Origin of the sequence: Neisseria dentiae (assembly GCF_024580525.1) — a bacterium.
GTDB lineage: Bacteria > Pseudomonadota > Gammaproteobacteria > Burkholderiales > Neisseriaceae > Neisseria > Neisseria dentiae_A.
Window position 1 is genome coordinate 36554 of record NZ_JANIKQ010000004.1, and the last position, 16779, is coordinate 53332.

At 57.3% G+C, this 16779-nt stretch carries 18 protein-coding genes; 9 read left to right on the plus strand and 9 right to left on the minus strand.

Annotated elements, in window-relative coordinates; translation table 11 throughout:
* Window positions 1-283 precede the first annotated feature (283 nt).
* The gene (locus tag NQ012_RS03790; RefSeq protein ID WP_085365092.1) at window positions 284-1444 is read right to left on the minus strand and encodes a polyamine ABC transporter substrate-binding protein; all 1161 of its coding nucleotides are present in this window, start codon (window positions 1442-1444) and stop codon (window positions 284-286) included.
* A gap of 314 nt (window positions 1445-1758) precedes the next feature.
* Between NQ012_RS03790 and NQ012_RS03795 the strand changes: the two genes are divergently transcribed.
* From NQ012_RS03795 to NQ012_RS03820, 6 genes are all read left to right on the plus strand, one after another.
* Window positions 1759-2277, plus strand: coding sequence for an RNA pyrophosphohydrolase (locus tag NQ012_RS03795; protein ID WP_085365091.1), 519 nt, complete (start codon window positions 1759-1761; stop codon window positions 2275-2277).
* 133 nt (window positions 2278-2410) lie between these two features.
* Window positions 2411-2863 (plus strand): DUF7832 domain-containing protein, encoded by a 453-nt coding sequence (locus NQ012_RS03800; protein WP_257066262.1) that lies wholly within the window; start codon window positions 2411-2413, stop codon window positions 2861-2863.
* 18 nt (window positions 2864-2881) lie between these two features.
* The gene (locus NQ012_RS03805) at window positions 2882-3937 is read left to right on the plus strand and encodes a glycosyltransferase (protein WP_257066263.1); all 1056 of its coding nucleotides are present in this window, start codon (window positions 2882-2884) and stop codon (window positions 3935-3937) included.
* Window positions 3938-3949: 12 nt separating this feature from the next.
* The gene (gmhB, locus tag NQ012_RS03810; RefSeq protein WP_257066265.1) at window positions 3950-4519 is read left to right on the plus strand and encodes a D-glycero-beta-D-manno-heptose 1,7-bisphosphate 7-phosphatase; all 570 of its coding nucleotides are present in this window, start codon (window positions 3950-3952) and stop codon (window positions 4517-4519) included.
* Between the two features lie 81 nt (window positions 4520-4600).
* Entirely contained in the window at window positions 4601-5335 is a 735-nt protein-coding gene (locus tag NQ012_RS03815; RefSeq protein WP_257066267.1) for a lysophospholipid acyltransferase family protein, read from the plus strand.
* A 22-nt stretch (window positions 5336-5357) separates the two neighbouring features.
* Window positions 5358-6041, plus strand: a complete 684-nt coding sequence (locus NQ012_RS03820; RefSeq protein WP_257066382.1) for a M48 family metallopeptidase — start codon at window positions 5358-5360, stop codon at window positions 6039-6041.
* A gap of 166 nt (window positions 6042-6207) precedes the next feature.
* Here NQ012_RS03820 and NQ012_RS03825 read toward each other — a convergent pair whose 3' ends face one another.
* The 7 genes from NQ012_RS03825 to NQ012_RS03855 form a co-directional block, all read right to left on the minus strand.
* Window positions 6208-7035: an undecaprenyl-diphosphate phosphatase gene (locus NQ012_RS03825; RefSeq protein ID WP_257066269.1), complete on the minus strand. Its 828-nt coding sequence runs from the start codon at window positions 7033-7035 to the stop codon at window positions 6208-6210.
* Between the two features lie 191 nt (window positions 7036-7226).
* Window positions 7227-7928 carry a thiol:disulfide interchange protein DsbA/DsbL gene (locus tag NQ012_RS03830; protein WP_257066271.1) on the minus strand — a complete coding sequence of 234 codons (702 nt, stop codon included), beginning with the start codon at window positions 7926-7928 and terminating at the stop codon, window positions 7227-7229.
* A 19-nt stretch (window positions 7929-7947) separates the two neighbouring features.
* Window positions 7948-8754 (minus strand): SPOR domain-containing protein, encoded by an 807-nt coding sequence (locus NQ012_RS03835; RefSeq protein ID WP_257066273.1) that lies wholly within the window; start codon window positions 8752-8754, stop codon window positions 7948-7950.
* A gap of 113 nt (window positions 8755-8867) precedes the next feature.
* A complete protein-coding gene (locus NQ012_RS03840; RefSeq protein ID WP_257066275.1) occupies window positions 8868-10358 on the minus strand; it encodes a YifB family Mg chelatase-like AAA ATPase in 1491 nt (496 codons plus the stop codon).
* Between the two features lie 26 nt (window positions 10359-10384).
* Window positions 10385-10660, minus strand: coding sequence for an accessory factor UbiK family protein (locus tag NQ012_RS03845; protein WP_085365081.1), 276 nt, complete (start codon window positions 10658-10660; stop codon window positions 10385-10387).
* A gap of 103 nt (window positions 10661-10763) precedes the next feature.
* Window positions 10764-11201: a hypothetical protein gene (locus NQ012_RS03850; protein ID WP_257066383.1), complete on the minus strand. Its 438-nt coding sequence runs from the start codon at window positions 11199-11201 to the stop codon at window positions 10764-10766.
* A gap of 15 nt (window positions 11202-11216) precedes the next feature.
* Window positions 11217-12017 carry an NUDIX domain-containing protein gene (locus tag NQ012_RS03855; RefSeq protein ID WP_257066276.1) on the minus strand — a complete coding sequence of 267 codons (801 nt, stop codon included), beginning with the start codon at window positions 12015-12017 and terminating at the stop codon, window positions 11217-11219.
* A 401-nt stretch (window positions 12018-12418) separates the two neighbouring features.
* On the opposite strand from NQ012_RS03855, the gene NQ012_RS03860 reads away from it, so the two are divergent.
* On the plus strand, window positions 12419-13066 hold the full coding sequence (locus NQ012_RS03860; RefSeq protein WP_257066278.1) for a hypothetical protein: 648 nt from the start codon (window positions 12419-12421) through the stop codon (window positions 13064-13066).
* Window positions 13067-13158: 92 nt separating this feature from the next.
* Here the strand turns inward: NQ012_RS03860 and NQ012_RS03865 are convergent, their stop codons facing one another.
* On the minus strand, window positions 13159-15207 hold the full coding sequence (locus NQ012_RS03865; RefSeq protein ID WP_257066279.1) for a M3 family metallopeptidase: 2049 nt from the start codon (window positions 15205-15207) through the stop codon (window positions 13159-13161).
* A 283-nt stretch (window positions 15208-15490) separates the two neighbouring features.
* Here NQ012_RS03865 and NQ012_RS03870 point away from each other — a divergent pair, with 283 nt between their 5' ends.
* A complete protein-coding gene (locus NQ012_RS03870; RefSeq protein ID WP_257066280.1) occupies window positions 15491-15802 on the plus strand; it encodes an ArsR/SmtB family transcription factor in 312 nt (103 codons plus the stop codon).
* 119 nt (window positions 15803-15921) lie between these two features.
* A complete protein-coding gene (xth, locus tag NQ012_RS03875; protein ID WP_257066281.1) occupies window positions 15922-16692 on the plus strand; it encodes an exodeoxyribonuclease III in 771 nt (256 codons plus the stop codon).
* The last annotated feature ends 87 nt before the right edge of the window (window positions 16693-16779 follow it).

Here is a 16779-nt window from a genome sequence, read left to right on the forward strand (position 1 = left end):
GTATGCCCTAGATTATGCGGCATGATGTTTTTAAATCAAGCGGGAATGTGCGGTGTTTGCGTGAAAAATATTTGTTTGGATATGAATCGGATTATTACGGAAAACGGCGGGAGAGCGCAGGCCGTCTGAAATGCTTAAATACCGTCATTCCCGCATAGGCGGATATGACGGTATTTGTGATTGCCGTTGGAACAAAAATACTCGGGCCGGGCCCGAGTATGATTGAAAACAAAATATTTCCATGCTTCAAGCGGGTTGGCAAAGTTTCCCGCCTTCGTGCTTATTATTTGTTGGCTTTCAAGCCCTGCCACAGGCGTACGCTCAGTTTGACGGCATCGGCCGATTTGGGCAGCACCACGAAACTCTTGGCTTTCACTTCTTCGCTGGGGAAGATGGAGTTGTCGTCGGAATATTGTTTTTCCATCAGTTCGCGCGCCGGTTTGCTGGCGGGTGCGTAGGTAACGAAGTTGCCGTTTTGCGCCGCCACTTTCGGGTCGAGCGTGTAGTTGATGTATTTGTGGGCGTTAACAACGTTTTGCGCGTCTTTCGGGATCATAAACGAATCGATCCAGATGCCTACGCCGGTTTTCGGGGTGAGCACTTCGATGTTCACACCGTTTTTCGCGTCTTTGGCGCGGTTTTTGGCAATGTTGAGGTCGCCGCCGTAGCCTACGGATACGCACAGGTTGCCGGCCGCCATATCGTCGATATAGCCGGAAGAGCTGAAGCGTTTAACATCGGGGCGCACTTTTTTCATCAGCTCGATTGCGGCTTTCAAGTCGTCGGCGTTTTCGCTGTTCGGGTCTTTGCCCAGATAGTTCAGCGCCAGCGGAATCTGCTCGGTGGGGCTGTCGAAGAAGCTGATGCCGCACGATTTCAGTTTGGCGGTATATTCGGGGTTGAACACCAAATCCCATTCGTTGGCGGGCAACTGGTCGGTGCCGAGCGCTTTTTTCACTTGGTCTTTGTTGATGGCCAGCGTGTTGATGCCCCAGAAGTAGGGTACGGCGTATTTGTTGCCGGGATCGACTTTATCCATCATCGCCATCAGGTCGGGATCGAGATTGGCATAGTTGGGAATCAGGTTTTTGTCGATTTCCTGATAGGCGCCGGCTTTAATCTGGCGGCCCACGTTGGCAATAGAGGGGGCGACCAAATCGTAACCCGATCTGCCGGTTAACACTTTGGCTTCGAGTGTTTCGTTGCTGTCGTAATAGTCGTAGCGCACTTTCACGCCGTTGGCTTTTTCAAATTCAGTAATGGTGGCGGGATCGACATAGTCGGACCAGTTGTAGATGTTGAGGTTGGCCGTGCCTTCGGCGGAAGTTTGCTGCGCGCCGCTTGCCGGTGTGTCGCCTGCCTGTTGGGTGCCGGAGCCGCCCGATCCGCCGCAGGCGGCCAGAAACAGGCTTGCCAGCGCAGAAAACAATAAAGTTTTTTTCATCTTTTTATCCTTCAAAAAAACGTACCGTTTGCGTGGTACAAAAAAATAGAGAAATATGTAAACGGCACCTTGCCGCATACAGCAGGCGCCGGCTGGCCGGCGTAGTGCGGATTAAACGGCAAAAGCCTTTCAGATGCAAGACCTTAGCGCGTAAAAACCAACGTTTTTTAACACGTTTTCAGATAGGCGTTTCATCATAAACAAAAATTTTTTTCACACGGTGCCGTAGCCGCCGCGCGCACCGTGGCGGATTTGTCAAAACCCCTGCATTTATGGGAAAATCGCCCGATTGAATTTTATGCAAAGGGCGAACGATGCTCGACCGTGAAGGATATCGCCCCAACGTCGGTATTATCTTAACCAACGACCGCAACGAGGTTTTCTGGGGCAAGCGCGTGCGCGAACATTCGTGGCAGTTTCCGCAAGGCGGCATCAAACCGGGCGAAAGCCCCGAAACGGCGATGTACCGCGAACTTTTGGAAGAAGTGGGCCTGCTGCCGCACCATGTAAAGATTTTAGGCCGCACGCGCGACTGGCTGCGCTACGACGTGCCTTCGCACTGGGTGCGCCGCGAATGGCGCGGCTCTTACCGCGGCCAAAAGCAGATTTGGTATCTGTTGCGCCTTATCGGCCGCGAAAGCGACGTGCACCTGCGCGCCACCAGCCACCCCGAGTTCGACGGCTGGCGCTGGCACCAATATTGGGCGCCGATAGACGAGGTAATCGATTTCAAACGGGATGTATATGCGGGCGCGTTAAGCGAGCTGTCGCGCTTTCTGCGCGGTTTGGAAACATTGGAAGAATTCAACCGCAGGCAGTCGGCAGAGCGCTGAGCGCACCTGCTTAACCACGCATTCAGGCCGTCTGAACATCCGCACGGCAGCAGCCGGTAGGTTTTCAGACGGCCTGTTTTGTGCAGACAAATGCTTTCCGGCAGAGAAGGCCGTTTGAAAGAGGGCAGAAACCATGTATGACCACGTGCAATTCCACACCGACGAAAACTACCCCGCCGGCCTGCCGCCGGAAAACGCGGCCACCCATATCGGCATGTATTGGGCGTGGGCGGCATCGCAGAGCCTGACCAACCCCGTTTGGCAGAGTGCGCCCGAAACCGCCGCCGATTTCGCCGCCATGCTCGAAGGCGGCATCAGCGGCGCCGAATTTTTGCGCCGCCATATGGACGGCGCACTCACGCGCGACGATTTCAACGATTTCGGCCAACGTTTTACCGACTTTTATTACGACGACGAAGAAGACGGCTACGGTGCGTTTATGGAAGACTATGTGCGCACCATGAACACCCCCGCGCTCGACAGCTTTTACCATGTTGCCGACAACGCCGAAAACCGCGCCGCTTTGGAAGCCGTGTTCCAATCCGCTTTCGAAGCGTGGGACGCCAGCCTGCGCAGCAAACGTTAGGCCGTCTGAAAGAACACTATGTCCGCCAAACCCTTAGCCATCAGCATCAACTGCTTCCGCCGCGGCGGCGGCATGGAAAGCTACACTTTCGACCTGGTGCGCCATCTCACCGGCAGCGGCCGCAGCGTGCGCGTTTATGCGGCGCAATTCGACGCCGCCTTGCCCGAATACGCCCGCATCGAACCTTATTTGGTCAAACAGAGACTGGTGCCCAAAAAACTCAGGCCGTTTTTCTTTTCCGCCCAATTGCAGCCGCACCGCCGCCCCGAAGAGCAGCTGATAGCCTGCAACCCCAGCGACCATGCCGCCGTATTCGTTTGCGGCGGCACGCATCTGGGCTATCTGCGCAGCATGGGCAAAACCGCCAACCCGATCGACAAATTAACCGTTTGCCGCAACCGCAGCAATTACGCCACCGCCCGCTCCATCATGGCACACTCGGCACTGATGCAGCGCGAACTGGTGGAGCTTTACGGCATCGATCCGGCCAAAATCCGCGTGGTTTATCCGCCTGCCGACACCGAGCGCTTCCGCCCTGATGACGCTGCTGCCGCCGAAACACGCCGCCGCTACGGTTTCCGAGACGGCGAAACCGTTTTCCTGTTTCCGTCCACCGGCCATACGCGCAAAGGTTTGGATTTGCTGGCCGCGTTTTTCGAGCACACCGATTTGCCGGTTAAGCTCGCCGTTGCAGGCTCGCCGCTGCCGCGCCCGATGAAAAACACGGTGGAGCTGGGTTTTTGCGACGATATGCCCGCCCTTTACCGCGCCGCCGACTACACCGTTATGGCATCGCTCTACGAGCCGTTCGGCCTGGTGGGCGTAGAATCGGTGTTGAGCGGCACCCGCGTGGTTTTGTCGGACAATATGGCCTGCACCGAAGTGATGAACGGCGGCGCCGGTTTTTTCTTTTCCCGCGAAAACCCCGAAACTCTGGCCGAAGCCGTGCGGCAGGCGGTTGCCCTCAAGCAGGCCGGCGGCCATAAAATCGCCGAGCCGCTGCAAGCCTTAACCTACAACCCCGATGTAGCGCACCATATCGCCGGGTTGGACGCCATGTTGCAGGCCGTCTGAAAAGGAAAATACATGAAACTGATTATTCTCGACCGCGACGGCGTGATTAACCACGACCGCGACGATTTTGTAAAGTCCGCCGACGAATGGGTGCCGATAGAGGGCAGCATGGATGCCGTTGCCTTTCTCACCGAGGCGGGCTACACCTTGGCCGTGGCCACCAACCAATCCGGCATAGGCCGCAACTATTTCACCGTGGAAACCCTCACCGAAATGCACGCCAAAATGCACCGGCTGGTGCAGCAGGCCGGCGGCAAAATCGACGGTATCTGGTTCTGTCCGCACACCGCCGCCGATAACTGCGGCTGCCGCAAACCCAAGCCCGGCATGATTACCGACATTATCGAGCGCTTCAACGCCGAAGCCGCCGACACCTGGCTGGTGGGCGACAGCCTGCGCGATTTGCAGGCCATCGATGCGGCAGGCGGCAAGCCCGCGCTGGTGCTCACCGGCAAAGGCAAAAAAACGCTGGAAAGTGAGGGCGACAACCTGCCGGCCAATACGCAGATATTCGACAACCTGCTGGCGTTTTCGCAATACGTTACGCAGGAGAAGGCCGTCGGAGAAGCCAAAGAAACCTGACGTTTGGCCGATGCCGGCGGAAACCTTTGTAAAATCCGCACAGGCCGTCTGAAAAACACCCGCAATCCACAGGAACCCCGAATGCTTTATATCCGCAACCTTATCTACTGGCTGGTGCTGGTGCTGATTACCCCGCCGATGTTTATCCTGATATTGCCCTCCGCCCTGATACCCAAGGGCGCCAATTACGTCGGCCGCGCCTGGGCGCTGGTGTTGGTGTGGCTGCTGAAGAACATCGTCGGCCTCACATACCGCGTGGAAGGCCGCGAAAACATCCCCGCGCGGCCGTCGATTATTTGCAGCAAACACCAATCGGGCTGGGAAACTTTGGCGTTTCAAGAAATTTTCCCCCTGCATGTTTTCGTGGCCAAAAGAGAGCTGTTTAAAATCCCGTTTTTCGGCTGGGGTTTGAAACTGGCTAACACCATAGGCATAGACCGCAGCAACCGCACCCAAGCCAACCGCCAGCTGATGGAGCAGGGTTTGGCGCGCAAAAAAGAAGGTTTCTGGATTACCATCTTCCCCGAAGGCACCCGCCTGCCGCCGGGTTCGCGCGGCAAATACAAACTCGGCGGCGCGCGCATGGCGCAGATGTTTGAAATGGACTTGCTGCCGGTGGCGCTCAACAGCGGCGAATTCTGGCCGAAAAACTCGTTTTGGAAATACCCGGGCGAAATCACTGTGGTTATCGGCAAACCCGTCGCCTACAACAGCGGCACACCCGAAGAAGTAATGGCGCAATGCGAAAGCTGGATTGAAGCGCAGCAGCCAAGAATCGGCGGCAGAGAGCCGTTTGCAGCCCCTAAGGCCGTCTGAAACCCGCCTCGACTATATTCAAATGCAGCTTACCCACACTCTTTCAGACGGCCTCGTCGTCCGCATCGAACTGAAACGCAGTGCCAAGAAGAATATTATTCTGCGGCCGCATTCGGCCGACACCGTCCGCATCAACGTGCCGCCCTATCTGAGCGGCAGGCAGTTGCAGGCCTGGCTGGCGGGCAACGAACCGTTGCTGCTGCAAACCCTTAGCCGCGCCCCGCAACCCGCGCCCGAAACCATGCCCGAACGCATTTGGTATCGCGGCGAGCGGCATACCCTGCATACCCACGCGCAGACGCATATCCGGCACCAATCGCCGCAAATCCTGCTGCCCGACGCACCGTGGAGCCGGCAGAAAACCCTGTTGCGCCGCTACCTTGCCGGGCGCGCCGCCGAAACCCTGCTGCCGCGTCTGGCGCAACACGCCGCCGCAATGCGGCTGACCCCTGCCGCAACCGCCCTGAGCAATGCCAAAACCTTTTGGGGCGTGTGCCGCAGCCGCACCGGCATCCGTCTCAACTGGCGTCTTATCGGCGCCCCTGATTTTGTGGCGGATTATGTGTGCATACACGAACTCTGCCATATCCCGCATCCCAACCACAGCCCGCGTTTTTGGGAAATGGTCAACCGCCATACGCCGCACACAGAGGCCGCCAAAAAGTGGTTGAAACAGCACGGCGGCGAGTTGTTTGTGTTGGATTGAAGCGGGCGGGGGGCAAACGCCGTCGTCATGCTTGGGCCAAGCCTGAATATGATGTATATACTTTTTCTTAAGTTGCTTGACTATATACTGCAAAGGCCGTCTGAAAATATTTTCAGACGGCCTTTGTGGCGGGTTTGACGCAATCAATCGTTTTCGGGAAAAACGGCTACATTTCCGTCCAGTTTACCCAGCCCATCCACCAAGTGATCAGGATCAAACCGCCGAAAATAATGCGGTAGTAGGCAAACGGCACATAGTTTTTGGTGGCAACGAATTTCAACAGGGCTTTCACCGCCAAGAGGCCGGCGGCGAAGGCGGAAACGAAACCCACCGCAATCAGGCCGATGTCTTGCGCGGAAAACAGATGAAAGTGTTTCAACACGTCGTAAGTGGTGGCGGCAATCATCACCGGCACGGCCAGAAAAAATGAAAATTCGGTGGCGACCTTGCGCTCCAGTCCCCACAACATACCGCCCATAATGGTGCTGCCCGAGCGCGAAGTGCCGGGCACCAGCGCGCAGATTTGAGCGATACCCACCACCAGCGCATCGCGCATACGCATATCGTCCACGCTGGTTACTTTCGGCGGAATGCGGCTTTGGCGGCGTTCAATCCACAAAATGATAAAGCCGCCGATAACCAAGGCCGCAGCCACGGTAATCGGGTTAAACAGATAAAGTTTGATTTGCTTGCTGAAAATCAGGCCGACCACGGCGGCGGGGATAAAGGCCACGGCCAGGTTGACAACGAAACGGTTCACCTGCTTGTCGCGGCCTATATGGGTAACCACATGGGTGAAACGGTGGCGGTATTCGAAGATAACCGCCAGCACCGCACCGAGCTGGATGGCGATTTCAAACACTTTGCCGTTGCTTTTGAAGTTGATCAAATCGCCCACCACAATCAGGTGGCCGGTGCTGGAAATCGGCAGAAATTCGGTCAGGCCTTCGATAATGCCCAGAATCAGGGCTTTGAACAATAACAGGATATCCATAAATCAGGGAGGTTCTTTCAGACGGCCGGGCAGCTTTCAGACGGCCTGGTAAAAATAAATTCCAGGCAGCCTTTTATAGCCTGAAAACCTAACGATTCCGCAACCGCCGCGCCGGCCGCAACCTCGTTGCGCCGATGCTGCCCGCTTTGCATCATCATTAGGTTTCTTTGCTATGGCTGCCCGCTTGCTGCTTATTTGTTGGCAGACTTGGCAATCGACGCGCCCTTACTTTTCAGCGCGGGAGCGGCTTTTTTAGCGGCCGGCGCTTTCATACCGCGCTCGCTGCGTACTTTGGCTACCAACTCGTCGATGGTTTTCATGCCGGCATTCCAGTCGCCCGTGAATTTCACTTGGTATTTGCCGCCCACAATCACGGTGGGCGTGCCGCTGATTTGGTAGGTGTTGGTCAGCTCTTCCATCTTTTTGGCTTGGGCGGGGTTGCCGAACGAATCGTAAGCGGCAATCAGTTTCTTGCCGTCGAAGCTCTTCTGGCTTTCTGCCCATTGCTTGAATGTGGCCGTGTCGGCCAGATTGATTTTCTGTTCGTAAACGGCTTTAAACACCTCGGGGTTGGCCTGGTATTTCAAGCCGGAACTGTTCACCGCGGCGGCTACGCGCGCCAAGCCCAGCATTTCGGGCTGCCAAACAACGTGTTCGGTGCGCAGATAAGTATCGGCGGGGAAAGTTTTGGCGTGTTTCAGCAGCACCGGGTCGAGATGGTAGCAGTGCACGCAGAAATAACCGAAAAATTCGAGCACTTCGATTTTATCGGCCTGAAGCTGGGGAATCGGCTTGGGCAGAACGGTGTAGTCGGTGCCTTCGGTTGCCGCATGGGCGTTGGCGGCCAAGCCGAATGTTGCCGTGGCGGCCAGTAAAATGCTTTTCAGTTTCATGTGTGGTCCTTTTTACATCTTATTTCACGGAACGGGCGAAGCTGTCCACACCGTTGCGTTTGAGGGTTTGTTGGGTGCGGCGGGCGGCATCGCTGCTCATACGGCCGCTTTGCACACGGTAAACGGGTTTGCCGTTCGCTTCGCCTTCCACCACGCTTGACGACACGCCCATCATGGCCAGTTTGGCGCGGTGGGCTTCGGCGCTTTCGCGGTTGTTGAACGAGCCCATTTGCAGCACGGTGCGGCCGCCTTCGTCATCGGCGGACTGCTTGCCGCCATCGGCTTTTTTGGCGCTTTCTTTTTTGGCTGTTTCTTTTTTCGCGGCTTCTGCACGGGCGTTTTCACGCGCTTTTTCGATGCTGCCGCTGTCTAAAATCTGCTCAGGCGTGGGCTTGGCCGCCTTTTTCTGGTCTTCTTTTTTCGGCTGCTCTTTTTTCGCTTCGGGTTTGGGTTCGGGTTTTTTCACCGCCGGTTTCTGCTCGGGTTTGGGTTTGACTGCGGTTTGGGGCGGCACGGCTGCGGAAGCGTCGGAGGCGGCGGTTGTTGCCGTTTCGGAAGCGGTTTGCCGGTCTTCGATAAAGCCGCCTAAAACATCGGAAGCAGTATCAACGGGGGCGCTGGCGGCAGGCGGTGCGGATGCGGCAGGCTCGCTGCTTTTCGGCGTGAGAATTTCGGGTTTGGGCAGCTCTTTCTGCGTTTCTTCTTTGAATGCTTCTTTATTGCTTTTGTTCAAAAAGAACAAAACGCCGGCAATCACTGCGGTTGCCAGCAACAAGCCCAACATAAAGCCTGAAAGGCCTTTTCCATACTGTTTTTTCGCGCTCATAAAATACCTACGATACCTTGATTTTTTATTGGGTGATGCTGTCTGAAAACTGCTTTGCTCCCCAGTTTCCAAGCGGCGCATTTTAGCAACAACTTATGCTTTAAGCAAAAACCTTACAAAGCCCGACGAAAACTTACCGCGCGTAACACATGGGCGCGGCTGACGTCTTCGTCGCCGCCCAAATCGGCCAGCGTGCGCGCCACCCGCATGATGCGGTGGTAGCTGCGGGCGGAAAGCGAGAGTTTTTCGAGCAGGCCGCCCAGCGTTTCGTGCGCCTCTTTAGAGACCATCGCCGTTTCGTCCAGTTCCGTTACGCTTAAGGCCGCATTGACCTTGCCCTGCCGCGCATACTGCCGCTCGCGCGCGGCCCGCACGCGCGCCGACACGTCGGCGCTGCTCTCGCCGGCCTGCTGCTGTATCAGCTCGGCGGCGGAAAGCGCGGGCACTTCGATGGTTAAATCGATGCGGTCGAGCAGCGGGCCGGAAATTTTGCCACGGTAGCGGGCGATGCTTTCGGGTGTGCAGCGGCAGGGTTTGGCGGGGTGGCCGAGGTAGCCGCAGGGGCAGGGGTTCATGGCGGCGACCAATTGGAATTTGGCGGGGTAAACGGCTTTGTGTGCGGCGCGGGAAATATGGATTTCGCCGGTTTCCAGCGGTTCGCGCAACACTTCCAGCACCTTGCGGTCAAACTCGGGAAGCTCGTCTAAAAACAAAATGCCGTTGTGGGCCAATGAAATTTCGCCGGGGCCGGCATTTCCGCCCACAACCGCCACGGGGCTGGAAGTGTGGTGGGGACTTTGAAAAGGCCGTTGGCCGTGCAATTCCTGCTTGTGGTTGGGCAGCAGCGAGCGCAGCGTCCACACTTCGATGAGTTCGTCGTCGGTTAACGGCGGCAGAATGGAGGGCAGACGCTGGGCGAGCATGGATTTGCCCGTGCCGGGCGGCCCCATCATCAGCAGGCTGTGGCCGCCGGCGGCGGCGATTTCCAAAGCCAGGCGTGCGGTGTGCTGGCCTTTTACGTCTTTCAAATCGGGCAGGCTGCGGTTTTCAGACGGCCTTTGCGCCATATCGGCCTGCGTTTGCGCCAACGGTTCGATAGCGTTCAGGTGTGCGGCCACCTGCCCCAAACTGCCGGCGCCGTAAACCGTGATGCCGTTCATCACGGCGGCCTGCGCGGCATTTTGTTGCGGCAGGATAAAGGCACGGCCGGCTTTCATGCCCTGCCAGGCCATCGCCAGCGCTCCCCGCACGGGGCGCAGCGCGCCCGATAAGGCCAGCTCGCCCGCAAATTCGTATTGCGCCAGTTTGTCGGCCATAACCTGCCCCGAGGCGGCCAGTATGCCGAGTGCAATCGGCAGGTCGAAGCGGCCGGATTCTTTGGGCAGGTCGGCGGGGGCGAGGTTGACGGTGATTTTTTTGGCGGGAAATTCAAAGCCGCTCTGGATAATCGCCGCACGCACGCGGTCGCGGCTTTCTTTGACTTCGGTGTCGGGCAGGCCGACGATATTAAACGCAGGCAGGCCGTTGGCAAGATGGGCTTCCACCTCCACCAACGGCGCGTTCATGCCGCTTAAGGCGCGGCTGTAAACAAGGGCTAACGACATTTGGCAGTCTTCGGTTTCAGACGGCCTTATTCGGTTTGTTCGGGCACTTCGGCGGCTTCCTGCGGCTCGGCGGTGCCGCCTTCGAGTTTGGCCAGGCGCGCTTCGAGTTCGGCCAGTTTGGTGCGGGTTTTAATCAGCACCTGCTGCTGGATGTCGAATTCTTCGCGGGTAACCAGATCCATGCGGTTAAACGCGCTGCCGAGCAGAGCCTTTACGTTTTTTTCAACGTCTTTGGCGGGGCTGTTGGCGATGGTTTCGCTCACTTTGGCCGACACTTCTTCAAATATTTTTTTGCCGATCATTTTGCTGCTCCTTAATTCTAGGGGGTTGGGGGCATTGTATAGCGAATCGGGCCGTCTGAAAAGCAAACACGGGCTGCGTATGCTTTCAGACGGCATATTTGATTTATTCCGCCGTAAAACCCACTTGGAACACTTCGCCGCCGATATGGATGTCGGCCAGATAGTCATGGCGGTTCTGCACGCACACGGGCAGGCGGATTTGCGGTGCCGCCCACGAGCCGTCGGCCTGGCGCAGCAGCTTGTAGCGGTTGAAGCCCATGTCCATATCGCGCATCGAAAAACTCACAAACACTTCGGCCGTTTGCGGCGGCACGTTGCGCAGAGTGATGTCGAACGGCTCGTTGGCAGCCACGCGGCTGCTGAATTTCACTTCCGCCCCGTTGGGCAGCTTGCAGCCCGCGCGCACGTTGCAGGCGGATTCGCGCACGGGCGTGATTTCGGGCTGCCGGCTTTGCCACCACAGCAGCGCCGCTACTTTCACAGCGGCAAACGCCAACAGCGACACACCCGCCAAAACGGCTTGTTTCCGGTTTAGTTTCAACATGTTTAGACGGCCTCAGGCAAATTCGGTTTCATTGTCGGCAATCACCGCATGGGCGCCTTTTTCGAGCCAGCGGCGGCGATAGACGGCCAACGTGCTTTCGTCAGCCAGCACCACCAAAGGCAGCGACACGCCGTTTTCAAGCACTGCGCACACCGCTTCGGCGGCTTCGCGGTTTGGCACCTGCCACACCACCACATCGGCATCCTGCACGAGCGGCCATTGTTCGGCTTCGCCGATTACCACCCACACGCTTTGCGCGGCGGGCATTTTCCCGCGCGCGCGCAGTTCGGGTTCGCCGATCAACACATTGGCGTGTTGCGGTTCGGCCAGCGCAAACGGCACCACGCGGTAGCCGCCCATACCGTTTTCGCCGTAAAAACCGGTTTTCAGACGGCCTGCAAGCTGCGTCGGCACGGCAAGAGCGGCCAGCAGATCGCCGTTGGCGGGCAGCATGGGCGACACGGTAAAATCGCCCGCCCGCTGCCACAACCATTTCTGCCCCTCGCGTGCCTGAATATGGCCCGACCAACCGTCGGCCTCCACCCGCCAGAAGCGCAGATGCACCCGCGCGTGTTCGTAATCGTGGATTTTCGTCAGCCACGGCCTTGCGGTTTTGATATGAATGCCCAGCTCTTCTTCAAATTCGCGCTGCAAGGCGGCGAACTCGCTTTCGTCCGCTTCGACCTTGCCGCCCGCAAATTCCCAATAGCCCGCATAAGGCTTGCCTTCGGGGCGCGAACTGAGCAGATAGCGGCCCTGCCTGTCGAGCACGACACCGGCCACTACGCGGATTAAAGGACGGGAAGTTTCCATTGCAACCCCATAAAAATAACGCTAAGGCCGAAATATACCGAAACGTCGGCGCGCCGTCATGGGTTTCGGCAGGTGTGCACGCAGCGGACTTGCGAAGCTGATGACGATAATCGGATGTTTCAGACGGCCTAATGCTTTTGGGCCGAAACGGTCGGGTTTTGATAGCGGGTTGATTTAATAAAACAAGGTTCGTCATACTCGGGCTTGACCCGAGTATCTTTTTTGCTCCTCAAGAAACGGCAGATACTCGGGTCAAGCCCGAGTATGACGAACGTTTTTTGAGTGTCGCGGAAGTTTTGAGTAGAACGCGGATGTGTTAGAAGCCGAAACGGGTTTTGCAAAGCGCCCGGGCAGCCAATCCGCTATATAATGCGGTTTTCCAGATTTTTCCTATCGATTTTATGCACCCCCGTCTCAAACTGCCGCTGTTGGCTTTGTGTTCAAGCACGCTGCTGCTTTGCGCCTGCGGCCCCAACGAAGCCGTAGCGATGGCGGCCGCGCCGCCTGCCGCGGCCGCTTCGGCGGAAACTGTGGCAAGTTACCGCGGCAACCTGCTGGAAGACGCCGCCGCTTTGCAGGCGGCGCAAGATGCGCTGAAAAACCTGCCGCCTTTCCGCGGCAAAGCGGTTAACGTGTTCGACAATATCGATTTTTTCGACGGTGTGCGCCCGCGCATCGAGGCGGATATCCAAGACCCCGTCCGCCCTGAAAAAATCGACCACTATGTTTACGACCAAGGCCGCTGGCGCTACACCGACACCCTGCGCATTCCGCCCGAAGGTTTGGATATTCCGAAAAAACTCACTCCGCTCTCGCGGGTAAGGTTCGCCGACGCGGCGGCCGTGGCGGCGGCGTGGTCGCAAAAGGCGCGCTCGGTGAACGCCGTGGTTACCGAGCCTTATTTTGTTTCGTATGTGCTGCTCGACAAAGAGCACAAACGCTTCTGGCACACAGCAACCATCGAAGCCGTGGGCGAACAGTATTATTTGAGTTTCCATGCCGACGGCTCGGTTTGGGAGTTTAAAAAACTGGGGCGGGAAGGGCAGTGATAGAAGGGTATTGATTTAAGCCATCAGGCCGTCTGAAAAGCTTTTCAGACGGCCTGATGGCTTATCGATACGGCAGAATTGCCAAAACCGCCTTAAGCCGCTTCCACATCGAAGCCGCTGTGGCGCAGCAGCGCGTCGATTTGCGGTTCGCGGCCACGGAAGGCTTTGAACGACTCCATTGCGCTGCGCGAGCCGCCCACGGCGAGGATTTCCATCCAGAAACGTTTGCCGGTGGCTTTGATGTCGCCGCTTTCTTCAAAGGCGGCGTAAGCGTCGGCCGACAACACTTCCGCCCAAGCGTAGCTGTAGTAGCCTGCGGCGTAGCCGCCGGCGAAGATGTGGCCGAAGCTCAGGGCGAAACGGTTGTAGGCGGGCGGCTGTACCACGGCCACTTCTTTGCGCACGTTTTCCAAAACCTGCGGCCATTCTTTCAGACGGCCTTTGTCGCTTTGGCTGTAAATCAGCATGTCAAACAGGGCGAATTCCATCTGGCGCACTAAAAACATACCGCGCTGGAAGTTTTTCGCGGCCACCATTTTGTCGAACAGCCCGCGCGGCAGAACGGCGCCGTTGTCTTCGTGCGACGACATTTCGGCCAGCACGTCGTATTCCCAAGTGAAATTTTCCATAAACTGGCTGGGCAGTTCCACGGCGTCCCATTCCACGCCGTTGATGCCGGAAACGCCTAATTCGTCGACCTGCGTGAGCAGGTGGTGCAGGCCGTGGCCGGTTTCGTGGAACAGGGTGATGATTTCGTCGTGGCTCAGGCGCGACTCTTTGCCGCCCACGGGCGGGGTGAAGTTGCACACCAGATAGGCAACCGGCGTCTGCGTTTGGCCGATGCGGCTGCCCGACACGAAACGGCGGCGGCCGCGGTAGTCGTTCATCCATGCGCCGCCGCGCTTGCCTTCGCGGGCGTATAAATCCATATACACGCCGCCGATAATCGAGCCGCCTTTTTCCAGCTCGAAATAGCGCACGTCGGGGTGCCAAACGGGCACGGTTTTTTCGATGAAGTTCACGCCGTAAAGGCGGTTGACTTGGGCAAACAGCCCGGCGAGCACTTTGCCGGCGGGAAAATATTTTTTCACTTCGGTTTCGCTGAAGGCGTATTTGGCTTCGCGCAGTTTTTCGCCGGCATAGGTCAGATCCCATGCCTGCGGGTCGGCGATGCCGAGGTTGTCGCGCGCGAACGCCTGCACTTCGGCCAAATCTTTTTCGGCAAACGGTTTGGCGCGTGCGGCCAAATCGTGCAGAAAACCGAGCACCTGTTCGGGCGTGTCGGCCATTTTGGTGAACAGCGACAGTTCGGCGAAATTATTGAAACCCAGCAGTTGCGCTTCTTGCAGGGCGATTTCCAAACGGCGGCCGATATTGGCGGTGTTGTCGAACTTGCCCTCATCGCTCAGTTCGCTGGCGCGGGTAACGTAGGCGCGGTAAATCTGTTCGCGCAGGCTGCGGTTGTCGGCATACTGCATCACGGCGATGTAGTGCGGCATTTGCAGGCCGATTTTGTAGCCTGTTTTGCCTTCGGCCTGGGCTGCGGCGGCAAACATGGCCAAAGCGTCTTCGGTGAGGCCGGCCAGTTGGCTGCTATCGTTAAAATAAAGGGCAAACGCATCAGTGGCGTCGAGCACGTTTTGCGAAAATCGGGCGCCCAGTTGCGCGCTTTCGGTTTGCAGCGCGGCAAATTCGGCCTGTTGTTCGGGCGGTAGCTCGGCGCCGCTGAGCACGAAGTCGCGCAGGTCGTGGTTTAGTTTGGTTTGGCGGGCGGCATCGAGTTTGGCGAACTCGGGTGAGTTTTTGATGGCTTTAAAACGTTCGTAAAGTTCGATGTCTTGGCCGATTTCGGTGAAAAACACGGTAACTTCAGGCATCAGTTCGTTATACACGGCGCGCAGTTCGGGGGTGTCGACCACCGAATTGAGGTGCGCCACCACGCCCCAAATGCGGCCGACGCGCTCGGTGATGTCGGTCAGGCGCTCCACCGTGTTTTCCCATGTGGCGCCGCTTTGCGCCTTGATGCCGGCAATTTCGGCGCGTGCTTCGCTCATGGCGGTTTCGAGAGCGGGGCGGATGTCGCCGGTGCGGATTTCGTTATAGCGCGGCTCGTCGGCCAGATTCAATAATACGTTGCTCATGGGGTTCCTCTTAAAAATACGGTTTCAGACGGCCTTATATGGCGGCAAGGCTGCAATATTAAAGCCTTTTTCGCGGCGGCGGGATAAATTAAGCCGAACGGCCTGATATGGAAATCATCACAATTTTAAAAAATATACTTCAAAAATGATAACGATATGTTTTATTGGAGTGTGGTTTTTAAAGGTATTCGGCAGGTTTCGGGCCATAAATCCGCCCCGCCGTTAAGTTTTGCCGCAAAGAGTTGTTATAGAATGGGGCGTGATGTTTATTACGGTTATTGCTATGAACGCTGTTACTCCCGAACTGAAACGCAACGCCGTTTTGCTCAAGCTGATGGGCAACCCCGAGCGGCTGGCGATTATGGCGCTGCTGCAAGAGAGCGAGCGCAGCATCGACGAGCTGGCGGGCATATTGGCGTTGCAGCCGACCGTGGTGTCGAAGCATCTGACGCGGCTGCGAGCCGAGGGGTTGGTCGATTACACGCGCTACCACCGCGTGCTGCAATACCGGCTGGTGTCGCAGCAGGCATCGGCGGTGCTGGATACTTTGCTTGCGTTCGGCGCCAAGCCGCAAAAAAGCGCCGCCAAAGAATAAACGGTTTTCAAGGCCGTCTGAAAAAAGCCCGCCCTTTCGGCGGGCTTTGTTTCGGCAGCCGTGCAGGGAAAAACGAAGTGTGGCACAATCGGCGCCCTGAATATTAACCGGGGCTGTTTATGAAAATCGCTACTTGGAATGTCAATTCCCTCAACGTGCGCCTGCCGCAGGTGCAAGACTGGCTGCAACAACACCAACCCGATGTGTTGGTGTTGCAGGAGCTGAAGCTCGACCAAGACAAATATCCCGCCGCCGTTTTTCAGATGGGCGGCTGGCATACCGTGTGGAGCGGCCAGAAAACCTATAACGGCGTGGCCATTATCAGCAGGGCCGAACCGCAGGACGTGCATGCCGGCCTGCCCGCGCTGCCCGACGACCCGCAGCGGCGCGTGATTGCCGCCACCGTCGGCGGCGTGCGCGTGATTAATGTGTATTGCGTGAACGGCGAAGCGCCCGACAGCCCGAAATTCGAATACAAACGGCAATGGTTTGCCGCGCTGGCCGAATTTGTGCGCGGCGAAATAGGGCGTTACGAAAAATTGGTGCTGCTGGGCGATTTCAACATCGCCCCCGCCGATGCCGACTGTTACGACCCCGAAAAATGGCATGAAAAAATCCATTGCACCAGCGCCGAGCGGTCGTGGTTTGGCAACCTGCTCGGTTTGGGCTTAACCGACAGCCTGCGCCACCTCCACCCCGAGGGCGCGTATTACACCTGGTGGGATTACCGCGGCGCGATGTTCCAACGCAAACAGGGTTTGCGCATCGACCATATTTTGGTTACGCCGGCATTGCGCGATGCGCTGCAAACCGTACAGGTGGATTCTGAGGCGCGCGCACAGGAGCGCCCCAGCGACCATGCGCCGGTGTGGGCGGAGTTTGCGGTGTAGCGGTGTCGGTTTGCCGCCGAATCATCATGAAGGCCGTCTGAAAAGGTTTGTATTCAAACAAACTTTTCAGACGGCCTGTTTCATATG

Excerpts from the sequence above, each read along its gene's own strand:
- NQ012_RS03870 (WP_257066280.1), top strand. The coding sequence starts at position 15,491 with ATGAACGCTGTTACTCCCGAACTGAAACGCAACGCCGTTTTGCTCAAG.
- NQ012_RS03820 (WP_257066382.1), top strand. The coding sequence starts at position 5,358 with ATGCAGCTTACCCACACTCTTTCAGACGGCCTCGTCGTCCGCATCGAA.
- xth (WP_257066281.1), top strand. The coding sequence starts at position 15,922 with ATGAAAATCGCTACTTGGAATGTCAATTCCCTCAACGTGCGCCTGCCG.
- NQ012_RS03860 (WP_257066278.1), top strand. The coding sequence starts at position 12,419 with ATGCACCCCCGTCTCAAACTGCCGCTGTTGGCTTTGTGTTCAAGCACG.
- gmhB (WP_257066265.1), top strand. The coding sequence starts at position 3,950 with ATGAAACTGATTATTCTCGACCGCGACGGCGTGATTAACCACGACCGC.
- NQ012_RS03865 (WP_257066279.1), bottom strand. The coding sequence starts at position 15,207 with ATGAGCAACGTATTATTGAATCTGGCCGACGAGCCGCGCTATAACGAA.
- NQ012_RS03795 (WP_085365091.1), top strand. The coding sequence starts at position 1,759 with ATGCTCGACCGTGAAGGATATCGCCCCAACGTCGGTATTATCTTAACC.
- NQ012_RS03830 (WP_257066271.1), bottom strand. The coding sequence starts at position 7,928 with ATGAAACTGAAAAGCATTTTACTGGCCGCCACGGCAACATTCGGCTTG.
- NQ012_RS03840 (WP_257066275.1), bottom strand. The coding sequence starts at position 10,358 with ATGTCGTTAGCCCTTGTTTACAGCCGCGCCTTAAGCGGCATGAACGCG.
- NQ012_RS03800 (WP_257066262.1), top strand. The coding sequence starts at position 2,411 with ATGTATGACCACGTGCAATTCCACACCGACGAAAACTACCCCGCCGGC.
- NQ012_RS03835 (WP_257066273.1), bottom strand. The coding sequence starts at position 8,754 with ATGAGCGCGAAAAAACAGTATGGAAAAGGCCTTTCAGGCTTTATGTTG.
- NQ012_RS03805 (WP_257066263.1), top strand. The coding sequence starts at position 2,882 with ATGTCCGCCAAACCCTTAGCCATCAGCATCAACTGCTTCCGCCGCGGC.
- NQ012_RS03845 (WP_085365081.1), bottom strand. The coding sequence starts at position 10,660 with ATGATCGGCAAAAAAATATTTGAAGAAGTGTCGGCCAAAGTGAGCGAA.
- NQ012_RS03825 (WP_257066269.1), bottom strand. The coding sequence starts at position 7,035 with ATGGATATCCTGTTATTGTTCAAAGCCCTGATTCTGGGCATTATCGAA.
- NQ012_RS03855 (WP_257066276.1), bottom strand. The coding sequence starts at position 12,017 with ATGGAAACTTCCCGTCCTTTAATCCGCGTAGTGGCCGGTGTCGTGCTC.
- NQ012_RS03790 (WP_085365092.1), bottom strand. The coding sequence starts at position 1,444 with ATGAAAAAAACTTTATTGTTTTCTGCGCTGGCAAGCCTGTTTCTGGCC.
- NQ012_RS03815 (WP_257066267.1), top strand. The coding sequence starts at position 4,601 with ATGCTTTATATCCGCAACCTTATCTACTGGCTGGTGCTGGTGCTGATT.